This window comes from Brevundimonas naejangsanensis, from assembly GCF_000635915.2.
In the GTDB taxonomy this organism is placed as follows: Bacteria; Pseudomonadota; Alphaproteobacteria; order Caulobacterales; family Caulobacteraceae; genus Brevundimonas; species Brevundimonas sanguinis.
This window is the reverse complement of record NZ_CP015614.1, coordinates 1,120,738-1,136,073: the sequence shown is the minus strand read 5'-3', so window position 1 is coordinate 1,136,073 and position 15,336 is coordinate 1,120,738. Positions and strand designations below refer to the sequence as shown.

The window sequence follows — 15,336 nt, the reverse complement described above, 5'->3', positions numbered from 1 at the left end:
GCTTACGACGGATGCAGCGCCGACCATGCCGACAGGCGGGCCATCGCATCGGCTTCTATGTCCGCATAGAAAGGGTTGTAGGGCGGGATCTTGCGCTGTTCCGCCCAGGCGCCGGTCGGTCGGAAGGACTCTGAACTCAGGCGTGACCGCCACAGGACGCCGTTGCGGCACTCGGCGGCGACGATACGACGCTGCAGGGCGGGACGTACGCCCCACTCCAGATTGGTGGCGTTGGTGGCGCCGCGGCTTTCGCGCATTTCAGAGCGCGGGGCGTCCGCTGATCCCGTCACCGGATTGACGCAGGCCGAGGCCAGGCCGTCGAACGTCACCAGAGTTCCCCGGTCGTCCCATGTCAGAGCCCGCCGCAGCGCGCGGCGCGCCTCGCTCTCGTTGTTCTCCTCCAGCGAGCGCCAAGTTATGACGCAGCCAGCCTGCTCGCGGCTGCTGCACAGGGGAATGGCGGTGAAGCGAGACGTCGGGGCCAGGTGCTCCATGAGGTAGGCGGCGACCAGACGCGAGCGCAGGGCGGGATCGGGCGCGATCCGTTCATGCAGCAGGCGGTCGGCCAGTTCGGCGCCCTGCTCTACCCCGGCCAGGATGATGGGGCCGTCCGGATGGCGTTTCAGCCAGGCGTCGAAGGCGGCGGATATGTCCTGATAGGCGAAGGCGCGCGCCTCTCGGGCGTCTTCGCGCAGGGTCAGGCGGGTGTAGAGGCTGGCCTGGCGATACAGGGGCGCGCTGACGTCTCCAGCCAGGGCCAGAGGCCCGGCGTAGTTGGGCAGGACCGCGCCGCGCAGCCCGGCCAGGGCGCGGGCGTCATCAACGGCCCCGTTCCACTCCTTGCCGCCGTTATAGGTGGTGGAATGGACGAAGAAGACGTGTGCAGGACCGGCCGTCGGCGTGCGCGCGTCCAGCAGCGCCCAGGCGTCCGTCTGCGCATAGTCAGGCGTGGCCGGCGGCTGATAGGTCTGGAACGGCACCTGCGGATCCAGAGCTGAGCGCAGGATATCGCCGCGCCAGACGACGACCGCCGCCGTCAGAATGAAGACGAGCGCAAAGCCCGCGTAGCCGACCCACTGGCGCGCAGTCAGCCGGGGCAGCATCAGCGGTACGTGTCCGACTGGGCCAGGAAGTCCTGGACGTAGCGGCGGACGCCTTCCTCCAGCGGGGTCGACTGCCCGCCGTAGCCGAGGGCGCGGATGCGATCCATGCGGGCCTCGGTGAAGTACTGATACCGGTCGCGGATCGCCTCGGGCATATCGATATAGGCGATGGACGGCTCCTTGCCCGCCGCGGCGAAGGTCGCCCGCGCCAGATCGGCGAAGGAGCGCGCCTGGCCCGAACCCGCGTTGAACACGCCCGAGATGTCTTCACGCTCCAGCAGCCACAGGATGATGTTGACCACGTCATCGACGAAGACGAAGTCGCGCAGCTGGCCGCCGTCGGGATAGTTCGGGTTGTGCGAGCGGAACAGACTGACCGTCTCGCCCGCCTGAACCTTGGGCCAGATCTGGGCCACGACCGACTTCATGCCGCCCTTGTGGCCCTCGTTCGGGCCATAGACGTTGAAGAACTTCAGCCCCGCCCACTGACGCGGCGCCTCGTCGCGATCGGCCTGCCGGACGGCGTATTGATCGAACAGGTATTTCGAATAACCATAGGCGTTTAGCGGCCGAAGCGAATTCAGGCTCTCAGGATCGTCGCGATCCTCGAACCCCGCCTCGCCGTCGCCGTAGGTGGCGGCCGAGGAGGCGTAGATCATCCGCACGTTGCGCACCGCGCACCAGTCCCAGATGTCGCGCGACAGGCTGAAGTTGGTGCGCAGGATCAGGTCGGCGTCCGGCTCGGTCGTCGAGGAGATGGCGCCCATGTGGATCACCGCCTCGATGCGGTCGGCGTGACGCTCCAGCTGGTCGAACAGCTCTTCGGGCGCCCACAGATCGGCGATGGGGTGTTTGGCGATGTTCTTCCACTTGGCGAGGTCGGCCGTCTCCAGCCGGTCGCAGACGACCACGTCCCAGGCGCCGCTCTCGCACAGGCGGGCGACGATGTTGGAGCCGATGAAGCCCGCGCCGCCCGTGACGACGATCATTCGCAGGGTCATGCCTTGTCTCCAGTCATCTTTTCAATCGTCTTCGTCGTGGAATAGCCGTCGGCGAAGTCGGCCAGACGGACTTCTCCGCCCCAGCTTTCGACCTCGGCGGCGCCGACGACCTTGTCCTTGGTGTAGTCCGCGCCCTTGATCAGCACATCGGGCTTCAGTCGCTGGATCAGGGCGATGGGGGTCGGGTCGTCGAAGGCGGTGACGCGGTCGACGCTGGCCAGGCCGCCGATAACGGCGGCGCGGCTGTCCAGATCGTTGACGGGACGGCCCTCGCCCTTCAGGCGGCGCACCGAGGCGTCGGTGTTCAGCGCCACCACCAGCCGGTCGCACCAGCTGCGCGCTTGGGCCAGATAGGCGACGTGGCCGCGGTGGAGGATGTCGAAGCAGCCGTTGGTGAAGCCGACCTTCAGGCCCTGGCGCTTCCACGCTTCGACCTGATCGGCCAGTTCGTCCAGCGGCGTGACCTTGGACTGGGCCAGGGCCGCGTGCTGGCTCATCTCGGCCTCGATCAGTTCGGCCGGGGTCACGACGGCGGTGCCGCTCTTGCCCACGACCACGCCCGAGGCGAGGATGGCGAACTGCACCGCCTGTTCCAGCGTCGCGCCCGCGCCCAGCGCCAGACCCAGCGCGGCGAGGCAGGTGTCGCCCGCGCCCGAGACGTCGAATACTTCGCGCGCCCGGCCGGGGAAGTGGACGACCCCGCCGCCCCGTTTCGCCAGGGTCATGCCCTTGCCCGCGCGGGTGACGATGACGGCCTTGGCGGTCGTAGAGGCCAGCAGGGCGGCCAGCGCCGCCTCGACCTGTTCGTCGGTTTCGGTCGGCAGGCCGGTGGCGCCGGCCAGTTCGCTGGCGTTCGGCTTGATGACGTCAACCGCGCCATAGCGGGCGAAGTCGCGGCCCTTGGGGTCGACGATGACCGGCGCGCCGTATTCAGCCCCGGCCCACAGCGCCGCCTGAATGGCGCCGTCGTCCACCACGCCCTTGGCGTAGTCGGACAGCAGGATGGCGCCCGCGCCCTGGAACACCGCCTTGTCGGCATAGCCCGAATGGGTCGCGGCCTCGTCGTCCAGACGGAGCAGCTGCTGGCCGGCGGCGACGAAGCGCGTCTTGACGATGGTGGCGGCGCCTTCGGGCCGGATCAGGGCGTCCTCGATCCGGTCCTCGGCGGCGATCAGATCGGCCAGTTCGGCGCCCGCCGCGTCATCGCCCGCGACCGCGCCCAGACGGGCCCGACCGCCCAGGGCCGCGACGTTGCGCGCCACATTGCCCACGCCGCCGGGCATGGCCACGGTGCGGCGCGCGTGCAGGACCGGGATCGGCGCCTCGGGCGAGATGCGGCTGACCTCGCCATAGACATAGCGATCCAGCATCAGATCGCCGACGCAGGCGACCTTCAGGTCGCGCACGCGCTCCAGCAAGGACTGCAGGGCGCCGAGATCGAGAGAACGTTCAGCCATGACGCCGAACTAGCGGATTCACGCCGTCTTCGCCATCGGCCCCTTGTGACCCAGCTTGATGGCCAGGTCGTCGAAGGCGATCAGTTCGGCCGCCAGGGCCTCGAACTGGCTCAGCGGCACCATGTTGGGGCCGTCCGACGGAGCGTTGTCCGGGTCTTCGTGCGTCTCCATGAAGACGGCGTCGACGCCGACCGAGACGGCGGCGCGGGCCAGCACCGGCACGAACTCGCGCTGGCCGCCCGAGGAGGTCCCCTGCCCGCCCGGCTGCTGGACGCTGTGGGTCGCGTCGAAGACGACGGGGCAGCCGATCTCGCGCAGGATCGGCAGGGCACGCATATCGCTGACCAGGGTGTTGTAGCCGAAGCTGGCGCCGCGCTCGCAGGCCATGACGTTGGGGTTGCCGGCGCCTGTGACCTTGGCGATGACGTTCTTCATGTCCCAGGGGGCCAGGAACTGGCCTTTCTTGATGTTGATCGCCTTGTTCGTGGCGGCGGCGGCCAGCAGCAGGTCGGTCTGGCGCGACAGGAAGGCCGGGATCTGCAGCACATCGACAGCCTCGCTCACGGGCGCGCACTGGGCCTCGGAGTGTACGTCGGTCAGGGTCGGCAGGCCGGTGACTTCACGGATTTCGGCGAAGATCGGCAGGGCGTCCTTCAGGCCGATGCCGCGCGCGGCGCTGGCGCTGGTGCGGTTCGCCTTGTCGAAGCTGGTCTTGTAGATGATGCCGAGGTTCAGCCGCTCGCCGATCTCCTTCAGCTGATGGGCCGTCTCAAGCGCGTGCTGGCGGCTTTCCATCTGGCAGGGGCCGGCGATGAAGACGATGCGGGCGCCGCCGCCGATGACGACGGGGGTCTTGAGGCCTTCGGACAGGGTGATGACGGCGTTCGGAGAGGTCACGGCGGCGCTTTCGACTGGTTTTAACGGCGGTTCGCGAGCCTGTGCCGCGACTTTGAGTCGGACAGGTGGCGTCGCGGATGCGTTTGCGCAACTTATCCGGCGACTCAGGCCCTGACCATTGTTCGCGTGATCGTGGTAATCTGAGGCCATGAACGCGCCCGACACGCCCCTGATCTCGACCGAAGCCCTCGCCGAGCAGATGACCAAGCCCGACCTGCGCATCATCGACGCCAGCTGGTGGCTGGATGGACGGGACGCGCGCGCGGATTTCGAGCGCGAGCGGCTGCCCGGCGCCGTCTTCTTCGATCTGGACGCCATGTCGGATCGGGAAAGCCCCTATCCGCACATGCTGCCCTCGCCCGCAGCCTTCGCCGAGGCGATGGGGGCGATGGGCGTGGCCGAGAGCGACGACATCGTGGTCTATGACGCCCAAGGGCTGTTCTCGGCGGCGCGGGTCTGGTGGACGCTGCGGACCATGGGCGCCGAGCGCGTGCGCGTGCTGGATGGCGGCCTGCCGAAATGGAAGGCCGAAGGGCGACCGTTGGAAGACGGCGCGGCCGGGGCGCCGGTCCCGACGCAGTTTGAAGCGCGGTTCGATGCGGACGCCGTGGCGGACTTCGGTCAGGTCGGCGCCGCGCTGACCGAGGGGCTGCAGGTGGTCGATGCGCGCGGAGCGGCCCGCTTTCGGGGCGAAGCGGCCGAACCGCGTCCCGGCGTGCGCGCGGGGCACATGCCGGGGGCGCTGAACCTGCCGTTCGGCCATCTGCTGAATGCGGATGGGACGCTGAAACGGGGTCAGGCGCTGGAAGACGCCTTTCGCGCGGCGGGCGTCGATCTGGAACGGCCCGTCATCACCAGCTGCGGCTCGGGCGTGACGGCGGCGATCCTGACCCTGGGGCTGGCCGTTCTGGGGCGGCCGTCGCGGCTTTATGACGGGTCGTGGGCCGAATGGGGCGCGCGGCCGGACGCGCCCCTGGCGACCGGCTAGGCCGCGCTTGCCGCCAGCGGCGGCGCGGTCGCGTCCGGCTCCTCTTCGTCCGTTTCGCCGCGCGAAACGATGGTGGCGATCACCAGGTCGCCGGTGACGTTCAGCGACGTCCGGCACATGTCCAGGAAGCGGTCGACGCCCAGGATCAGGCCGATGCCCTCGGGCGGCACGCCCACCATGGCCAGGATCATGGCGATGACCGGCAGGCTGCCGGCCGGCACCCCTGCCGTGCCGACCCCGCCCAGAATGCAGACCAGCATGACGATGACCTGCTGACCCAGCGTCAGGTCGACGCCGAAGAACTGGGCCAGGAACAGCACCGTCACGCCTTCGAACAGGGCGGTGCCGTTCTGGTTGGCGGTGGCGCCGACGGTCAGGACGAAGCGGGCGATCTTGCGCGGCAGGCCTAGCTCCTGCTCCGCCACACGCAGCGACACGGGCAGGCTGGCGTTCGAGGAGGCGGTGGAGAAGGACACCACCATGGCCTCGCGGATGGAGCGGAAGAACTTCACGGGCGACATGCCGCCAGCCAGCCACACGAACAGCGGATAGACGACGAACATGTGGATCGCCATCGCGCCCACGGCGACGGCGACGAAGGCGCCTAACCGGATCAGCAGGTCCCAGCCGAAAAGGGCCGCCAGGTTGAACATCAGGCAGGCGATGGCGATAGGCGCGACGCGGATGACGAGGTTGATGAGCTTCATCATCACCTCGAACAGGCCTTCGATCGTCTGTTGGAGGCGGTCGGTGGCCGGACTCTTGGCCATGACCAGGCCGACGCCGAAGAAGAGGGCGAAGACCATGACCGGCAGGATCTGGTTCTCGGCCGCCGCCGTGAAGACGTTCGAGGGGATCAAGTCGAGGAAGAAGTCGCCGGCCTGGACCGAGGTCGGCGCATTGCCGATGATGGAGGCGGCCCCGGCGCGTCCCTGATCCAAGAGTTGCTGGGCGAGGACTGGATCCACGCCGTCGCCCGGCCTGAACACATTGACCATGACCATGCCGATCAGCACGGCCATGGCGGAAATCACTACGGTATAGATCAAGCTGCGCGATCCCGCGCGGCCGAGGGCCTTGAGGTCGCCCATCTCGGCCACGCCGATCACCAGCGCCGAGAACAGCAGGGGCAGCACCAGCATGAACAGCAGGCGCAGGAAGATCTGGCCTGCCGGTCCTGTAATATTGGAGGTCAGCCACTGAACCCAGCCGGCATCGCCGCCGACGGTCAGATTGACGATGAGGCCGCCGATGAGGCCGACCAGAAATCCGATCAGCATCAGCATGTGAAGCGGCAGTCCGCGCTTGGCTGTAGTCTCCATCCGGTCCCTTCCCTGCTCCCCCTTACAGGACTAGCGGACAGGAAGGCCGTAGATCAACCCGCCAGGTCGAGCGGACCATTGAGCATTTAGTCCCCGCTCGAGATCAAGCGACGACTGTTCGCCCAGGTTTCGATTGAATATTTCGCCGTAGTTTCCGCTGGCTGTGATCGCATCCAGCGCCCATGTGCGCGGCAGATCGATGCTGGGGCCGAAGTCGCCTTCCACGCCAAGCAGGCGTCGCACTCTTGGATCCGCCGAATTCTTCGCCAGGTCAGCAGCGTTGTCGCGGGTGACGCCGAGTTCCTCAGCCAGGATCAACGCATTCAGCGTCCAGCGGATCACCGCCAGCCAGCGGTCGTCTCCACTGCGCACGACCGGTCCCAGCGGTTCCTTGGAGATCACGTCGGGCAGGATCATGTGTTGCTGCGGGTTGGGCAGGGTCGTGCGCGCAGCGGCCAGGGCCGAGATGTCGGCGGTGAAGGCGTCGCATGCCTCGCGCGCATAGGCCTGACGCGCCTCGCCTTCGGTGGCGACGACGACCGGGCGGTATTCAATGCCTCGACGACGGAAGTAGTCCTCGACGTTCAGTTCGGTCGTCGAGCCGGACTGGACGCAGATGCGCGCGCCGTTCAACTCGGCCGCGCTGGTCAGGTTGAGCGAGCGGCGGACCATGAAGCCCTGGCCGTCGTAGTAGTTCACGCCGGCGAAACTGAGATCCGAAGCCGTGTCGCGGCTCATGGTCCAGGACGTATTGCGCCACAGCACGTCCACGCGACCGGCGCGGACGGCGTCGAAGCGCTGCTCTGTCGTCAGCGGCGCGAAACGCACCGCATCCGGGTCGCCGAAGATGGCCGCCGCCGTGGCGCGGCAGAAATCCACGTCAAAGCCCCGCCAGGCGCCCCGGTTGTCGGTATAGGCGAAACCGACCAGACCTTCGTGCACGCCGCAGTTCAGGCGGCCGCGCTGTCGGACCGCCGCCAGGGTCGGACTTTCCTTGACCTCGGGCAGGGCCGCGGGGGCGCGCGGGGTCGGTTCGCGCATAGCGTCGGTCTGCGGTTCGTCCTGCTTTCCGCAAGCGCCCAGAAGCACAAGCGTCGCCGCCAGTCCCGGTCCGATCCACTGCGCCTTCATGCCGTTCACCGCCTCTTACTCGCCCCGCCTCTAGTTAGGCCGCGCCGAACGCGCACCGCAACCCGCGCCGAACGACAAAGCCGCCGCCTCTGATCCCTTGCAGTCGAATCGGGCGGGCCGTAAGAAATCGGACTTCGTAAAGGTCGTTCCTTGATGCCGCTCTCCGTCGCAGACAAGCCCCGGCGTCGCCGCCGTTCGCCTGACGAAGCCCGCCGCGAAGCCATCAGCTCGGCGCGCGACCTGCTGCTGACCCAAGGGCCGAGCGCCGTCACCCTGACCTCCGTCGCACGCGAAATCGGCGTCACCCATGCCAATCTGATCCACCATTTCGGCTCTGTGGCCGGGCTTCAGTCCGCCGTGATGGCCTCGATGACTGCTGATCTGAGCGACGCGCTGGACGCCGCGATCGTTCGGCTGAGGACCGATGACGGCGCGCCGCTGGAGGTGGTCAACGCCGTCTTCGCCGCCTTTTCGACCGGCGGCGCCGGGCGGCTCGCCGCCTGGATCGCGATGTCGGGGGATCTGTCTCACCTCGAGCCGGTGCGGGCGGCGGTGCGCAACCTGGTCGCCGCCATCAAGGAGAAGATCGGCGCCAGCGACGGCCAGGCGGACGGCGTCATCGGCTCGGCCGTCCTCTTCATCGCCCTGAGCGCCTTCGGCGACGCCCTGATCGGCGATCCTCTGCGCGATATGCTGGGCCAGGACGCCGACGCCGGACGCCAGGTCGTCGCAGGGCTGCTGGCGCGGATGTTGGCCGATTACTCAGCCCTGTGACCCAAAAAAGAGAGCCCGACGCCAGGCGCCGGGCTTAAAGTCATTCGGTGATGGTGGGTGTCCTCCCAAAAGAAGACAGTCCGTAGATCAACTGGTTTGGTTAATGCGGCGTTAACGACGTTTCGGAAGCCGCCGTGGAGCCGGCCCTGTCGGGAAACCAGCTGGTCTGGCGCGCGGCGTCAGACAAAGCGCGCGTGACCCGCCATCCCTGTCCGGCGCGTTCCGCCCGTCCCGTCGCAGGGCCCGGCCCGGGATAGGCGTAACGCTCGCCCCCGATCTCGATCTGCACCGCTCGGTCCCCGGCCCGCGAGAGCGGCGCGGTCCACAGGCCGGCTTCGTCGGCCACGGCCACGGCCGTTTCGCCTTCGCTCTTCACTTCCACGCGCTGGCCCGGCGTGGAACGGCCGGACGCCAGCAGGGCGCGGCCATCGCCGTCCACGGCGTCCAGAGCGGGTCCGTCCGTCAGTCGACGGCTGGGACCGCCGTCGATGAGCAAGGCGGCGACGACGGCGCCGTCTCCGGCCAGGAAAAGGCGTTCCGGACCCGGCGTCGGGGTCTGGCCGATCTGGATTTCAGGGGTCAGGACATGGCCGAGCGCTTCCCGGCCGACGCGCAATTCAAAGCGCCCCTGGGAATCGGCGCCTGCCGCCATCGCCTGGCCCAGGGCGTTGCTGAGAATGACGCGCGCGCCCGCCGGTGCCTGGCCGCTGACCACAACGCCGGAGCCCTGTAGGGTGACCTTATCTATATGCGGCGCGGCGGCCCAGTTGTCCTGATCTGCCTGGTTCGGCTCTTCCATGGGCTGACGCGGCCCACTGCAGCCGACGATGGTCAGGCCGAGACACGTGGCCAACGACAGCTTCAGTCCGCCTCGGCCCCACGCCGCCATCGCCTTCATCTCTTCGCCCTTCGCTCGTTCCATCCTGGCTCGCATCACTATAGGTTGCTGCCTCATCCAGGCCAGCCGGTTCGTGCTGGAGCTTAACCGTAAAGGTCGTCAGACACTCCATGTCCCTGCCCCCCGTCAACATCGCCCCGTTCGAGGGTCGCTCTGTCTGTCTGTTCTGCGGCTCGTCCGATGGCACGGACGCCAAATATGTCGAGGCGGCGGCGGCCTTCGGCAAGGCGACGGCCGAGGCGGGGTGGCGGTTCGTTTACGGCGGCGGCGGCGTGGGGCTTATGGGCGCCTCGGCCCGCGCGGCCCATGCGGCGGGCGGCCGCGTCGTCGGCATCATGCCCGCCTTCCTGCGCAGCCGCGAGCGCCTGTTCGACGATGTCGAAACGATCGTCGTCACCTCCATGCATGAGCGCAAACAGCTGATGTACGACGAGTCCGACGTCTTCGTCGTCGCGCCCGGCGGCGTCGGCACGCTGGAGGAAGTGGTGGAGCTGCTGTCGTGGAAGCGGCTGGACCTGCACGCCAAGCCGGTCATCTTCCTGAATCTGGACGGCTTTTGGGACGGCTTCTTCACCCTGATCGAGCACACGGTCGAGAAGGGCATGACGCCGCGCAGCTTCCTGGACGCCTATGTCAGCGTCGATTCGGTCGAAGGCGCGATCGAGGCCATGAAATCGGCGCAGGACACGCCCCACTTGCAACATGATCGCCGGTAAGTAAACGTGCGTCAGTAACGCCGGTCCGTCGGGCGAGAAGCTGGATTGACAGTTTTCTTAAACAACGGTCTATGGCGTTGCTGGGCGTGCGCCCTACCCTTATCGGAGACTGTCCATGCGTGCTCTTCTCGCCGCCGCCGTCCTGTTCGCGGCCGCTCCCGCCTTCGCCCAGGCGCCCGTTACCAGCGCCACCCTGGCGGACGCCGCCAGCGCGCCTTCGGGCCGCGTCATTGTCGACGGCGCGACCTGGCGTTGTGAAGGCGACGCCTGCACCGCCACGGGCGGCTCCAGCCAGCCGGCGACGCGCGCCTGCCGCCGCGTGGTCGCCAAGCTCGGCCCGGTGACCAGCTTCACCTACAAAGGCCAGAGCCTGAACGAAGAAGAAATCGCCGCCTGCAACGCGGCCTGATCCATACTTCAGCGCCAGATAAAAAAGGCCGCCTTCACGACGAAGGCGGCCTTTCTTGTATCCGTGGGACGAAGCCCGTCAGGCGGCCTTGCCCTTCAGCCGCTGAACCAGACGGGCTCGGCCGATCAGCGGGATCATGGCGGCCATGTCCGGTCCATGCGCCTGACCGGTCAGCGCCAGACGCAGCGGCATGAACAGGCCCTTGCCCTTGGCCCCGGTCTTGTCCTTCACCGCTGCGGTCCAGGCCGACCAGGCGTCGGCGTCGATGGTGTCCGGCAGCAGCTCCAGGGCGTCTGCGGCGAAGGCCGCATCCTCGATCACCGGCGTGACCGGCCCGGTGACGATCTTCGCCATATCAACGACATCGCCGAACTTGTTGAGGTTGCCCTTCACCGTGTTCCAGAAGGTCTCGCCCAGATCGACGCCCAGAGCCTCCAGGCGCGGCTTCGCCTCGGCGTAGTCGATCGCGTGCACCGCCTGGGCGTTCAGACGATCCAGATCGGCCGTGTCGTACCGCGCGGGCGAGCGGCCCATCTTGGAGAAGGCGAAGGCGGCGCCCAGGTCTGCCAGCGAGGCGGCGACTTCCAGATTGTCCGAGGTGCCGATCTTGCCCAGGTGGCTGGTGATAGCGATCGGCTCATAGCCGTCGGCGCGCATGTCCATGATGGCCAGCGAGCCCAGACGCTTGGACAGGGCTGTGCCGTCCGCGCCGACCAGCAGCGGCATGTGAGCGAAACCGGGAACCTTGGCCCCCAGCGCCTCGAAGATCTCGATCTGGGCGCCGGTGTTGGTGACGTGGTCCTCGCCCCGGATGATGTGGGTGATCTCCATGTCGATGTCGTCGACGACCGACGGCAGCGTATAGAGGAACAGCCCGTCCTCGCGGATCAGCACCGGGTCGGACATGGAGGCGGTGTCCACCTCGGCGTGGCCGCGCGCCAGATCTTCCCAGGCGACGCGCTTGCCTTCCAGCTTGAAGCGCCAGTGCGGGCGGCGGCCTTCGGCCTCGAAGGCGGCCTTCTCAGCGTCGGTCAGCGACAGGGCGGCGCGATCGTAGATGGGCGGCTGGCCGCGCGACAACTGCACCTTGCGGCGACGGTCCAGTTCGTCGGCGGTTTCATAGCAGGGATAGAGGCGGCCCTCGGCCTTCAGGCGGGCGGCGGCCTCTTCATAGCGGTCGAACCGCCTGGACTGATTGTAGCGCTCGTCCCAGGCCAGACCGAGCCACTTCAGGTCGATCTCGATGTTGTCTTCCGACTCCTGGGTCGAGCGGACCAGGTCGGTGTCGTCGATGCGCAGCACGAAGCTGCCGCCCTGCCCCTTGGCGAACAGCCAGTTCACCAGAGCCGTGCGGACATTGCCGACGTGCAGCTTACCCGTGGGAGACGGAGCGAAACGAACCTTGACGGACATGGGGATCAACGACCTCGATAGGAAGGCGGCTTGGTCGCGCCGCCGTCCGCTCAAGTCAAGCCGAACCGCCCGTAAAGACGTCAGTCGTCGCGGTGGACACGCTCGCGGCGTTCGTGACGCTCCTGCGCCTCGACCGACAGAGTGGCGGTCGGGCGGGCCTCAAGGCGTCCCAGGCCGATCGGCTCGCCGGTGTCTTCGCAATAGCCGTAGGAGCCGTCCTCGATCCGGCGCAGGGCCTCATCGATCTTGGAGATCAGCTTGCGTTGACGGTCACGGGTCCGAAGTTCCAGCGCACGATCCGATTCCGACGAGGCCCGGTCCACCAGGTCGGGGTGGTTCTCGGTCTCGGCTTTCAGATTGGTGACCGTACCCTTCGATTCACGAAGGATATCGTCCTTCCAGGCCAGGAGCTTGTTCTTGAAATAGGCGACCTGCCGCTCGTTCATGAACGGTTCGTCGTCGGACGGCCGATAAACAGCCGCGTCCCCAGACACTACAGAGGCCAATGCGGTCATCGCACTCACACTCATTTCCCTATCGCGCCCCCCTGCGGCGCATGGGCCGTATAGGCAAGGGTAAGAGTCGCGGCAATGGCGTTCGCGTTTCCGTGATATGGCTAAGCTGCATTCACCCTGAGGTAGTGTGGCGAATTATCCTCACAAAGCCGATCTTGGACAATAAAAGACTGAAGTTTCGTCGCCTTTAGGCGCGAATGCGGCTCATTTCCGCTTTGGCCAATTCCACCGAAGCGCGCAGGTCGATCTGGTCCAGCACGGCGGTCAGACCCGGCTCGACCTCTTCGTCACGCTGTTCCCGAATATCGCGGGCCAGACGGCTCAGAGCCGCCCCGCCGTCCTGACCGCCCAGCAGGGCCAGCTTCAGTTCGTCCAGACGGTCCAGCAGGCCGGAGCCGCGACGGATGGCGCGGCGCCGACGCTCGGTCGGATCCTCGACGCCCTGGAGCGCCATCAGGGCTGCGGCGCCCGCCACGCCCGAGGCGGAGGATGTCGCGCCGGCCTGCGCTGAGGCGGCCGCGCCGCCCGTGGCCGGCAGGGCGAAACCGCCGGCGGCGCGCGCCGCAGGTCGCGTGGTCGGCGTTGAAGCGGCGCCCAAGGGTCCGGTGACCTTCATGCAAGACGTCTCCTTCTACGCCGCCACCTTGACGGCAGGGGCTGAACTCTTGGTTAACGGCTAGGCAAATCCTGCCCGCAGGCACCGGGACGAGCGACCACATTCATTGTAATTGCTCGACTTTCCAAGCGGCACGATCCTCGCATGGTTAATGGCGAACGCTCACGCAGGGACGTCCGTCGCATGCAGAAGTTGCTTACCGCCCTTATCGCCCCGGCCATTGCGGCCGTCGCCCTCACCGTCGCGCCCGGCGCGGCGGAGGCCCAGTCGCGCATCAAGGACATCGTCTCGATCGAGGGCGTTCGCTCGAACCAACTGGTCGGCTATGGACTAGTGGTCGGGCTGAACGGCACCGGCGACAGCGTCCGCAACTCGCCCTTCACCCGCCAGTCGCTGGAAGGGATGATGGAGCGTCAGGGCGTCAATATCCGGGGCGCCAACCTGAACACCAAGAATGTGGCGGCGGTCATGGTCACGGCCGAGCTGCCGCCCTTCGCCACGCCGGGCTCGCGACTGGACGTCAGCGTCTCGGCGATGGGCGACGCCAAGAGCCTGTTAGGCGGGACCCTGCTGGTCACGGCCCTGCAAGGCGCCGACGGCGAGGTCTACGCCGTGTCGCAGGGGGCGGTGCAGACCGGCGCGGTTTCGGCCTCGGGATCGTCCGGGTCGTCGATCACGCGCGGCGTGCCCACAGCGGGCCGCATCGCCTCAGGCGGGGTGGTTGAGCGCGAGACCGGCTTTGACCTGGCGTCCATGCCTTCGGTGCGGCTGACCCTGCGCAACCCGGACTTCACCACGGCCCAGCGCATCGCCGCCGCCATCAATGAGACCTACCCCCAGACCGCCTTCGCCGAGAACGGCACGGTCGTCGCCATTCGCGCGCCTCAGAACTTCGGCATGGCGGGCTTCCTGAGCCGGGTCGAGAATCTGCCGGTCCAGATCGATTCCCCGGCCAGGGTCATCATCGACGAGGTCAACGGCGTCATAGTCATGGGCGAGGCGGTGCGGATCTCCACCGTCGCCGTGGCGCAGGGCAATCTGACCGTGTCGGTGCAGGAAACGCCGATGGTCAGCCAGCCCGAGCCGTTCAGCCGCGGCGGCCAGACTGTCGTGGTGCCGCAGTCGGATGTCAGCATCAGCGAAGATGCAGGTCGCGAAATGCGGCTGGTGGGCGGCTCCACCTCTCTGTCGACGCTGGTTAATGGCCTGAATGCGCTGGGCGTCAGCCCGCGCGACATGATCAGCATCCTGCAGGCCATCAAGGCCGCCGGGGCCCTCCAGGCCGAAATCGAGGTGATCTGATGGGCCCCCTCGCCGCCTCTCCCGACCTGTTGCGCGATCCCGCCTCGGCCCTGCCCGGCCAGCCGAAGAACCTGGAAGGCCAGAATCTGCAAGCCATGCGCCGCACGGCGGAGGCCTTTGAGGCCAGCTTCCTGTCGCAGATGATGAAGCCGATGTTCGAGGGCCTGAGCACCGAGGCGCCGTTCGGCGGCGGCGCAGGCGAAGCCGCATGGCGCGGCTTTCTGGTGGACGCGATGGCGCAGCAGACCGTCAAGTCCGGCGGCGTCGGCTTGGCCGACAGCGTTCTGGCGCAGATGATCAAGATGCAGGAGCAAGGCGCATGACCGCCGATGTCGAGACCGCCGCCTTGCGCGTGCAGCACCTGACGCGCCTGACCCGGGACCTGACCGACCGGCTGTCGCTGGAAATGGACGCCTTGCGCGCCCACCGCGCCCAGGACCTGAGCGAGGGCATGGCCCAGACGCAGGAGATGGCGAACCTCTATCGGCGCGAGTCGGCCCAGGTGAAGGCCAATCCGGCCGCCATCGCCGCCGCGCCAGAGGCTGACCGCCGCGCGCTGATCGACGCCACGGAAGCCTTTGAAACCATCCTGGCCGAGCACGCCGTGACCGTGGAGGCGGCCCGTCAGATTTCTGAGGGACTGGTGCGCACCATCGCCGCCGAGGTGGCGGGGGCTCGGGCGCAGGGGGTCGGCTACGGCGCCTCCGGTCAGGCCATGCAGGGAGACGGCCGGGCGGTGGCGCTGAATCGCACGGCCTGAGGCGCGGCGTCGCCTTTCTTTAACGGCCTCCATT

The 15,336-nt window shown here is 67.7% G+C and carries 17 protein-coding genes; 7 read left to right on the top strand and 10 right to left on the bottom strand.

Translation table 11 applies throughout. The annotated features are described in order from the left end of the window. Positions 1–2: 2 nt before the first annotated feature. The 4 genes from DA69_RS05405 to kdsA are packed head-to-tail and all read right to left on the bottom strand — an operon-like array spanning position 3 to position 4,458. Positions 3–1,103 carry a DUF3089 domain-containing protein gene (locus tag DA69_RS05405; protein ID WP_025977084.1) on the bottom strand — a complete coding sequence of 367 codons (1,101 nt, stop codon included), beginning with the start codon at positions 1,101–1,103 and terminating at the stop codon, positions 3–5. Further along, positions 1,103–2,104, bottom strand: a complete 1,002-nt coding sequence (rfaD, locus tag DA69_RS05400; protein WP_035302217.1) for an ADP-glyceromanno-heptose 6-epimerase — start codon at positions 2,102–2,104, stop codon at positions 1,103–1,105. Before rfaD ends, DA69_RS05405 begins: the two co-directional genes overlap by 1 nt. Next, on the bottom strand, positions 2,101–3,561 hold the full coding sequence (rfaE2, locus tag DA69_RS05395; RefSeq protein WP_025977086.1) for a D-glycero-beta-D-manno-heptose 1-phosphate adenylyltransferase: 1,461 nt from the start codon (positions 3,559–3,561) through the stop codon (positions 2,101–2,103). Before rfaE2 ends, rfaD begins: the two co-directional genes overlap by 4 nt. 18 nt (positions 3,562–3,579) lie before the next feature. Further along, positions 3,580–4,458, bottom strand: a complete 879-nt coding sequence (gene kdsA / locus DA69_RS05390; protein WP_025977087.1) for a 3-deoxy-8-phosphooctulonate synthase — start codon at positions 4,456–4,458, stop codon at positions 3,580–3,582. 148 nt (positions 4,459–4,606) lie between these two features. Here kdsA and sseA point away from each other — a divergent pair, with 148 nt between their 5' ends. Continuing rightward, on the top strand, positions 4,607–5,446 hold the full coding sequence (sseA, locus tag DA69_RS05385; RefSeq protein ID WP_025977088.1) for a 3-mercaptopyruvate sulfurtransferase: 840 nt from the start codon (positions 4,607–4,609) through the stop codon (positions 5,444–5,446). On the opposite strand, the gene DA69_RS05380 is transcribed toward sseA, so the two are convergent. Together DA69_RS05380 and DA69_RS05375 are read right to left on the bottom strand one after the other, a co-directional pair. Continuing rightward, positions 5,443–6,768 (bottom strand): dicarboxylate/amino acid:cation symporter, encoded by a 1,326-nt coding sequence (locus DA69_RS05380; protein WP_025977089.1) that lies wholly within the window; start codon positions 6,766–6,768, stop codon positions 5,443–5,445. The genes sseA and DA69_RS05380 overlap by 4 nt on opposite strands. Positions 6,769–6,798: 30 nt before the next feature. Further along, positions 6,799–7,899: an amino acid ABC transporter substrate-binding protein gene (locus tag DA69_RS05375; RefSeq protein WP_029972480.1), complete on the bottom strand. Its 1,101-nt coding sequence runs from the start codon at positions 7,897–7,899 to the stop codon at positions 6,799–6,801. 153 nt (positions 7,900–8,052) lie between these two features. Here DA69_RS05375 and DA69_RS05370 point away from each other — a divergent pair, with 153 nt between their 5' ends. Beyond that, complete coding sequence (locus DA69_RS05370; RefSeq protein WP_025977091.1) at positions 8,053–8,673, top strand: TetR/AcrR family transcriptional regulator; 621 nt, start codon at positions 8,053–8,055, stop codon at positions 8,671–8,673. A gap of 100 nt (positions 8,674–8,773) precedes the next feature. Here DA69_RS05370 and DA69_RS05365 read toward each other — a convergent pair whose 3' ends face one another. Beyond that, entirely contained in the window at positions 8,774–9,595 is an 822-nt protein-coding gene (locus tag DA69_RS05365; protein ID WP_025977092.1) for a hypothetical protein, read from the bottom strand. 86 nt (positions 9,596–9,681) lie between these two features. On the opposite strand from DA69_RS05365, the gene DA69_RS05360 reads away from it, so the two are divergent. Both DA69_RS05360 and DA69_RS05355 read left to right on the top strand, forming a co-directional pair. Next, positions 9,682–10,287 (top strand): TIGR00730 family Rossman fold protein, encoded by a 606-nt coding sequence (locus DA69_RS05360; protein ID WP_025977093.1) that lies wholly within the window; start codon positions 9,682–9,684, stop codon positions 10,285–10,287. A 115-nt stretch (positions 10,288–10,402) separates the two neighbouring features. Then, positions 10,403–10,696: a CC_3452 family protein gene (locus DA69_RS05355; protein ID WP_025977094.1), complete on the top strand. Its 294-nt coding sequence runs from the start codon at positions 10,403–10,405 to the stop codon at positions 10,694–10,696. A 78-nt stretch (positions 10,697–10,774) separates the two neighbouring features. Here the strand turns inward: DA69_RS05355 and gltX are convergent, their stop codons facing one another. The 3 genes from gltX to DA69_RS05340 form a co-directional block, all read right to left on the bottom strand. Further along, positions 10,775–12,109, bottom strand: coding sequence for a glutamate--tRNA ligase (gene gltX, locus DA69_RS05350; protein ID WP_025977095.1), 1,335 nt, complete (start codon positions 12,107–12,109; stop codon positions 10,775–10,777). A gap of 80 nt (positions 12,110–12,189) precedes the next feature. Then, the gene (gene dksA, locus DA69_RS05345; protein WP_082891449.1) at positions 12,190–12,624 is read right to left on the bottom strand and encodes an RNA polymerase-binding protein DksA; all 435 of its coding nucleotides are present in this window, start codon (positions 12,622–12,624) and stop codon (positions 12,190–12,192) included. Positions 12,625–12,811: 187 nt separating this feature from the next. Then, the gene (locus DA69_RS05340; RefSeq protein ID WP_025977097.1) at positions 12,812–13,240 is read right to left on the bottom strand and encodes a flagellar assembly protein FliX; all 429 of its coding nucleotides are present in this window, start codon (positions 13,238–13,240) and stop codon (positions 12,812–12,814) included. Positions 13,241–13,423: 183 nt separating this feature from the next. Between DA69_RS05340 and DA69_RS05335 the strand changes: the two genes are divergently transcribed. From DA69_RS05335 to DA69_RS05325, 3 genes are read left to right on the top strand one after another with little or no spacing between them, the layout of a single operon-like run. Beyond that, positions 13,424–14,542, top strand: coding sequence for a flagellar basal body P-ring protein FlgI (locus DA69_RS05335; RefSeq protein ID WP_025977098.1), 1,119 nt, complete (start codon positions 13,424–13,426; stop codon positions 14,540–14,542). Beyond that, positions 14,542–14,865: a rod-binding protein gene (locus DA69_RS05330; RefSeq protein WP_025977099.1), complete on the top strand. Its 324-nt coding sequence runs from the start codon at positions 14,542–14,544 to the stop codon at positions 14,863–14,865. The genes DA69_RS05335 and DA69_RS05330 overlap by 1 nt, the downstream gene beginning before the upstream one ends. Further along, positions 14,862–15,302: a hypothetical protein gene (locus DA69_RS05325; protein ID WP_025977100.1), complete on the top strand. Its 441-nt coding sequence runs from the start codon at positions 14,862–14,864 to the stop codon at positions 15,300–15,302. The genes DA69_RS05330 and DA69_RS05325 overlap by 4 nt, the downstream gene beginning before the upstream one ends. The last annotated feature ends 34 nt before the right edge of the window (positions 15,303–15,336 follow it).

Coding starts and splice junctions, on each gene's coding strand:
- DA69_RS05405 (WP_025977084.1), bottom strand. CDS start 1,103: ATGCTGCCCCGGCTGACTGCGCGCCAGTGGGTCGGCTACGCGGGCTTT.
- rfaD (WP_035302217.1), bottom strand. CDS start 2,104: ATGACCCTGCGAATGATCGTCGTCACGGGCGGCGCGGGCTTCATCGGC.
- rfaE2 (WP_025977086.1), bottom strand. CDS start 3,561: ATGGCTGAACGTTCTCTCGATCTCGGCGCCCTGCAGTCCTTGCTGGAG.
- sseA (WP_025977088.1), top strand. CDS start 4,607: ATGAACGCGCCCGACACGCCCCTGATCTCGACCGAAGCCCTCGCCGAG.
- DA69_RS05380 (WP_025977089.1), bottom strand. CDS start 6,768: ATGGAGACTACAGCCAAGCGCGGACTGCCGCTTCACATGCTGATGCTG.
- DA69_RS05375 (WP_029972480.1), bottom strand. CDS start 7,899: ATGAAGGCGCAGTGGATCGGACCGGGACTGGCGGCGACGCTTGTGCTT.
- DA69_RS05370 (WP_025977091.1), top strand. CDS start 8,053: ATGCCGCTCTCCGTCGCAGACAAGCCCCGGCGTCGCCGCCGTTCGCCT.
- DA69_RS05365 (WP_025977092.1), bottom strand. CDS start 9,595: ATGGAACGAGCGAAGGGCGAAGAGATGAAGGCGATGGCGGCGTGGGGC.
- DA69_RS05360 (WP_025977093.1), top strand. CDS start 9,682: ATGTCCCTGCCCCCCGTCAACATCGCCCCGTTCGAGGGTCGCTCTGTC.
- DA69_RS05355 (WP_025977094.1), top strand. CDS start 10,403: ATGCGTGCTCTTCTCGCCGCCGCCGTCCTGTTCGCGGCCGCTCCCGCC.
- gltX (WP_025977095.1), bottom strand. CDS start 12,109: ATGTCCGTCAAGGTTCGTTTCGCTCCGTCTCCCACGGGTAAGCTGCAC.
- dksA (WP_082891449.1), bottom strand. CDS start 12,624: ATGACCGCATTGGCCTCTGTAGTGTCTGGGGACGCGGCTGTTTATCGG.
- DA69_RS05340 (WP_025977097.1), bottom strand. CDS start 13,240: ATGAAGGTCACCGGACCCTTGGGCGCCGCTTCAACGCCGACCACGCGA.
- DA69_RS05335 (WP_025977098.1), top strand. CDS start 13,424: ATGCAGAAGTTGCTTACCGCCCTTATCGCCCCGGCCATTGCGGCCGTC.
- DA69_RS05330 (WP_025977099.1), top strand. CDS start 14,542: ATGGGCCCCCTCGCCGCCTCTCCCGACCTGTTGCGCGATCCCGCCTCG.
- DA69_RS05325 (WP_025977100.1), top strand. CDS start 14,862: ATGACCGCCGATGTCGAGACCGCCGCCTTGCGCGTGCAGCACCTGACG.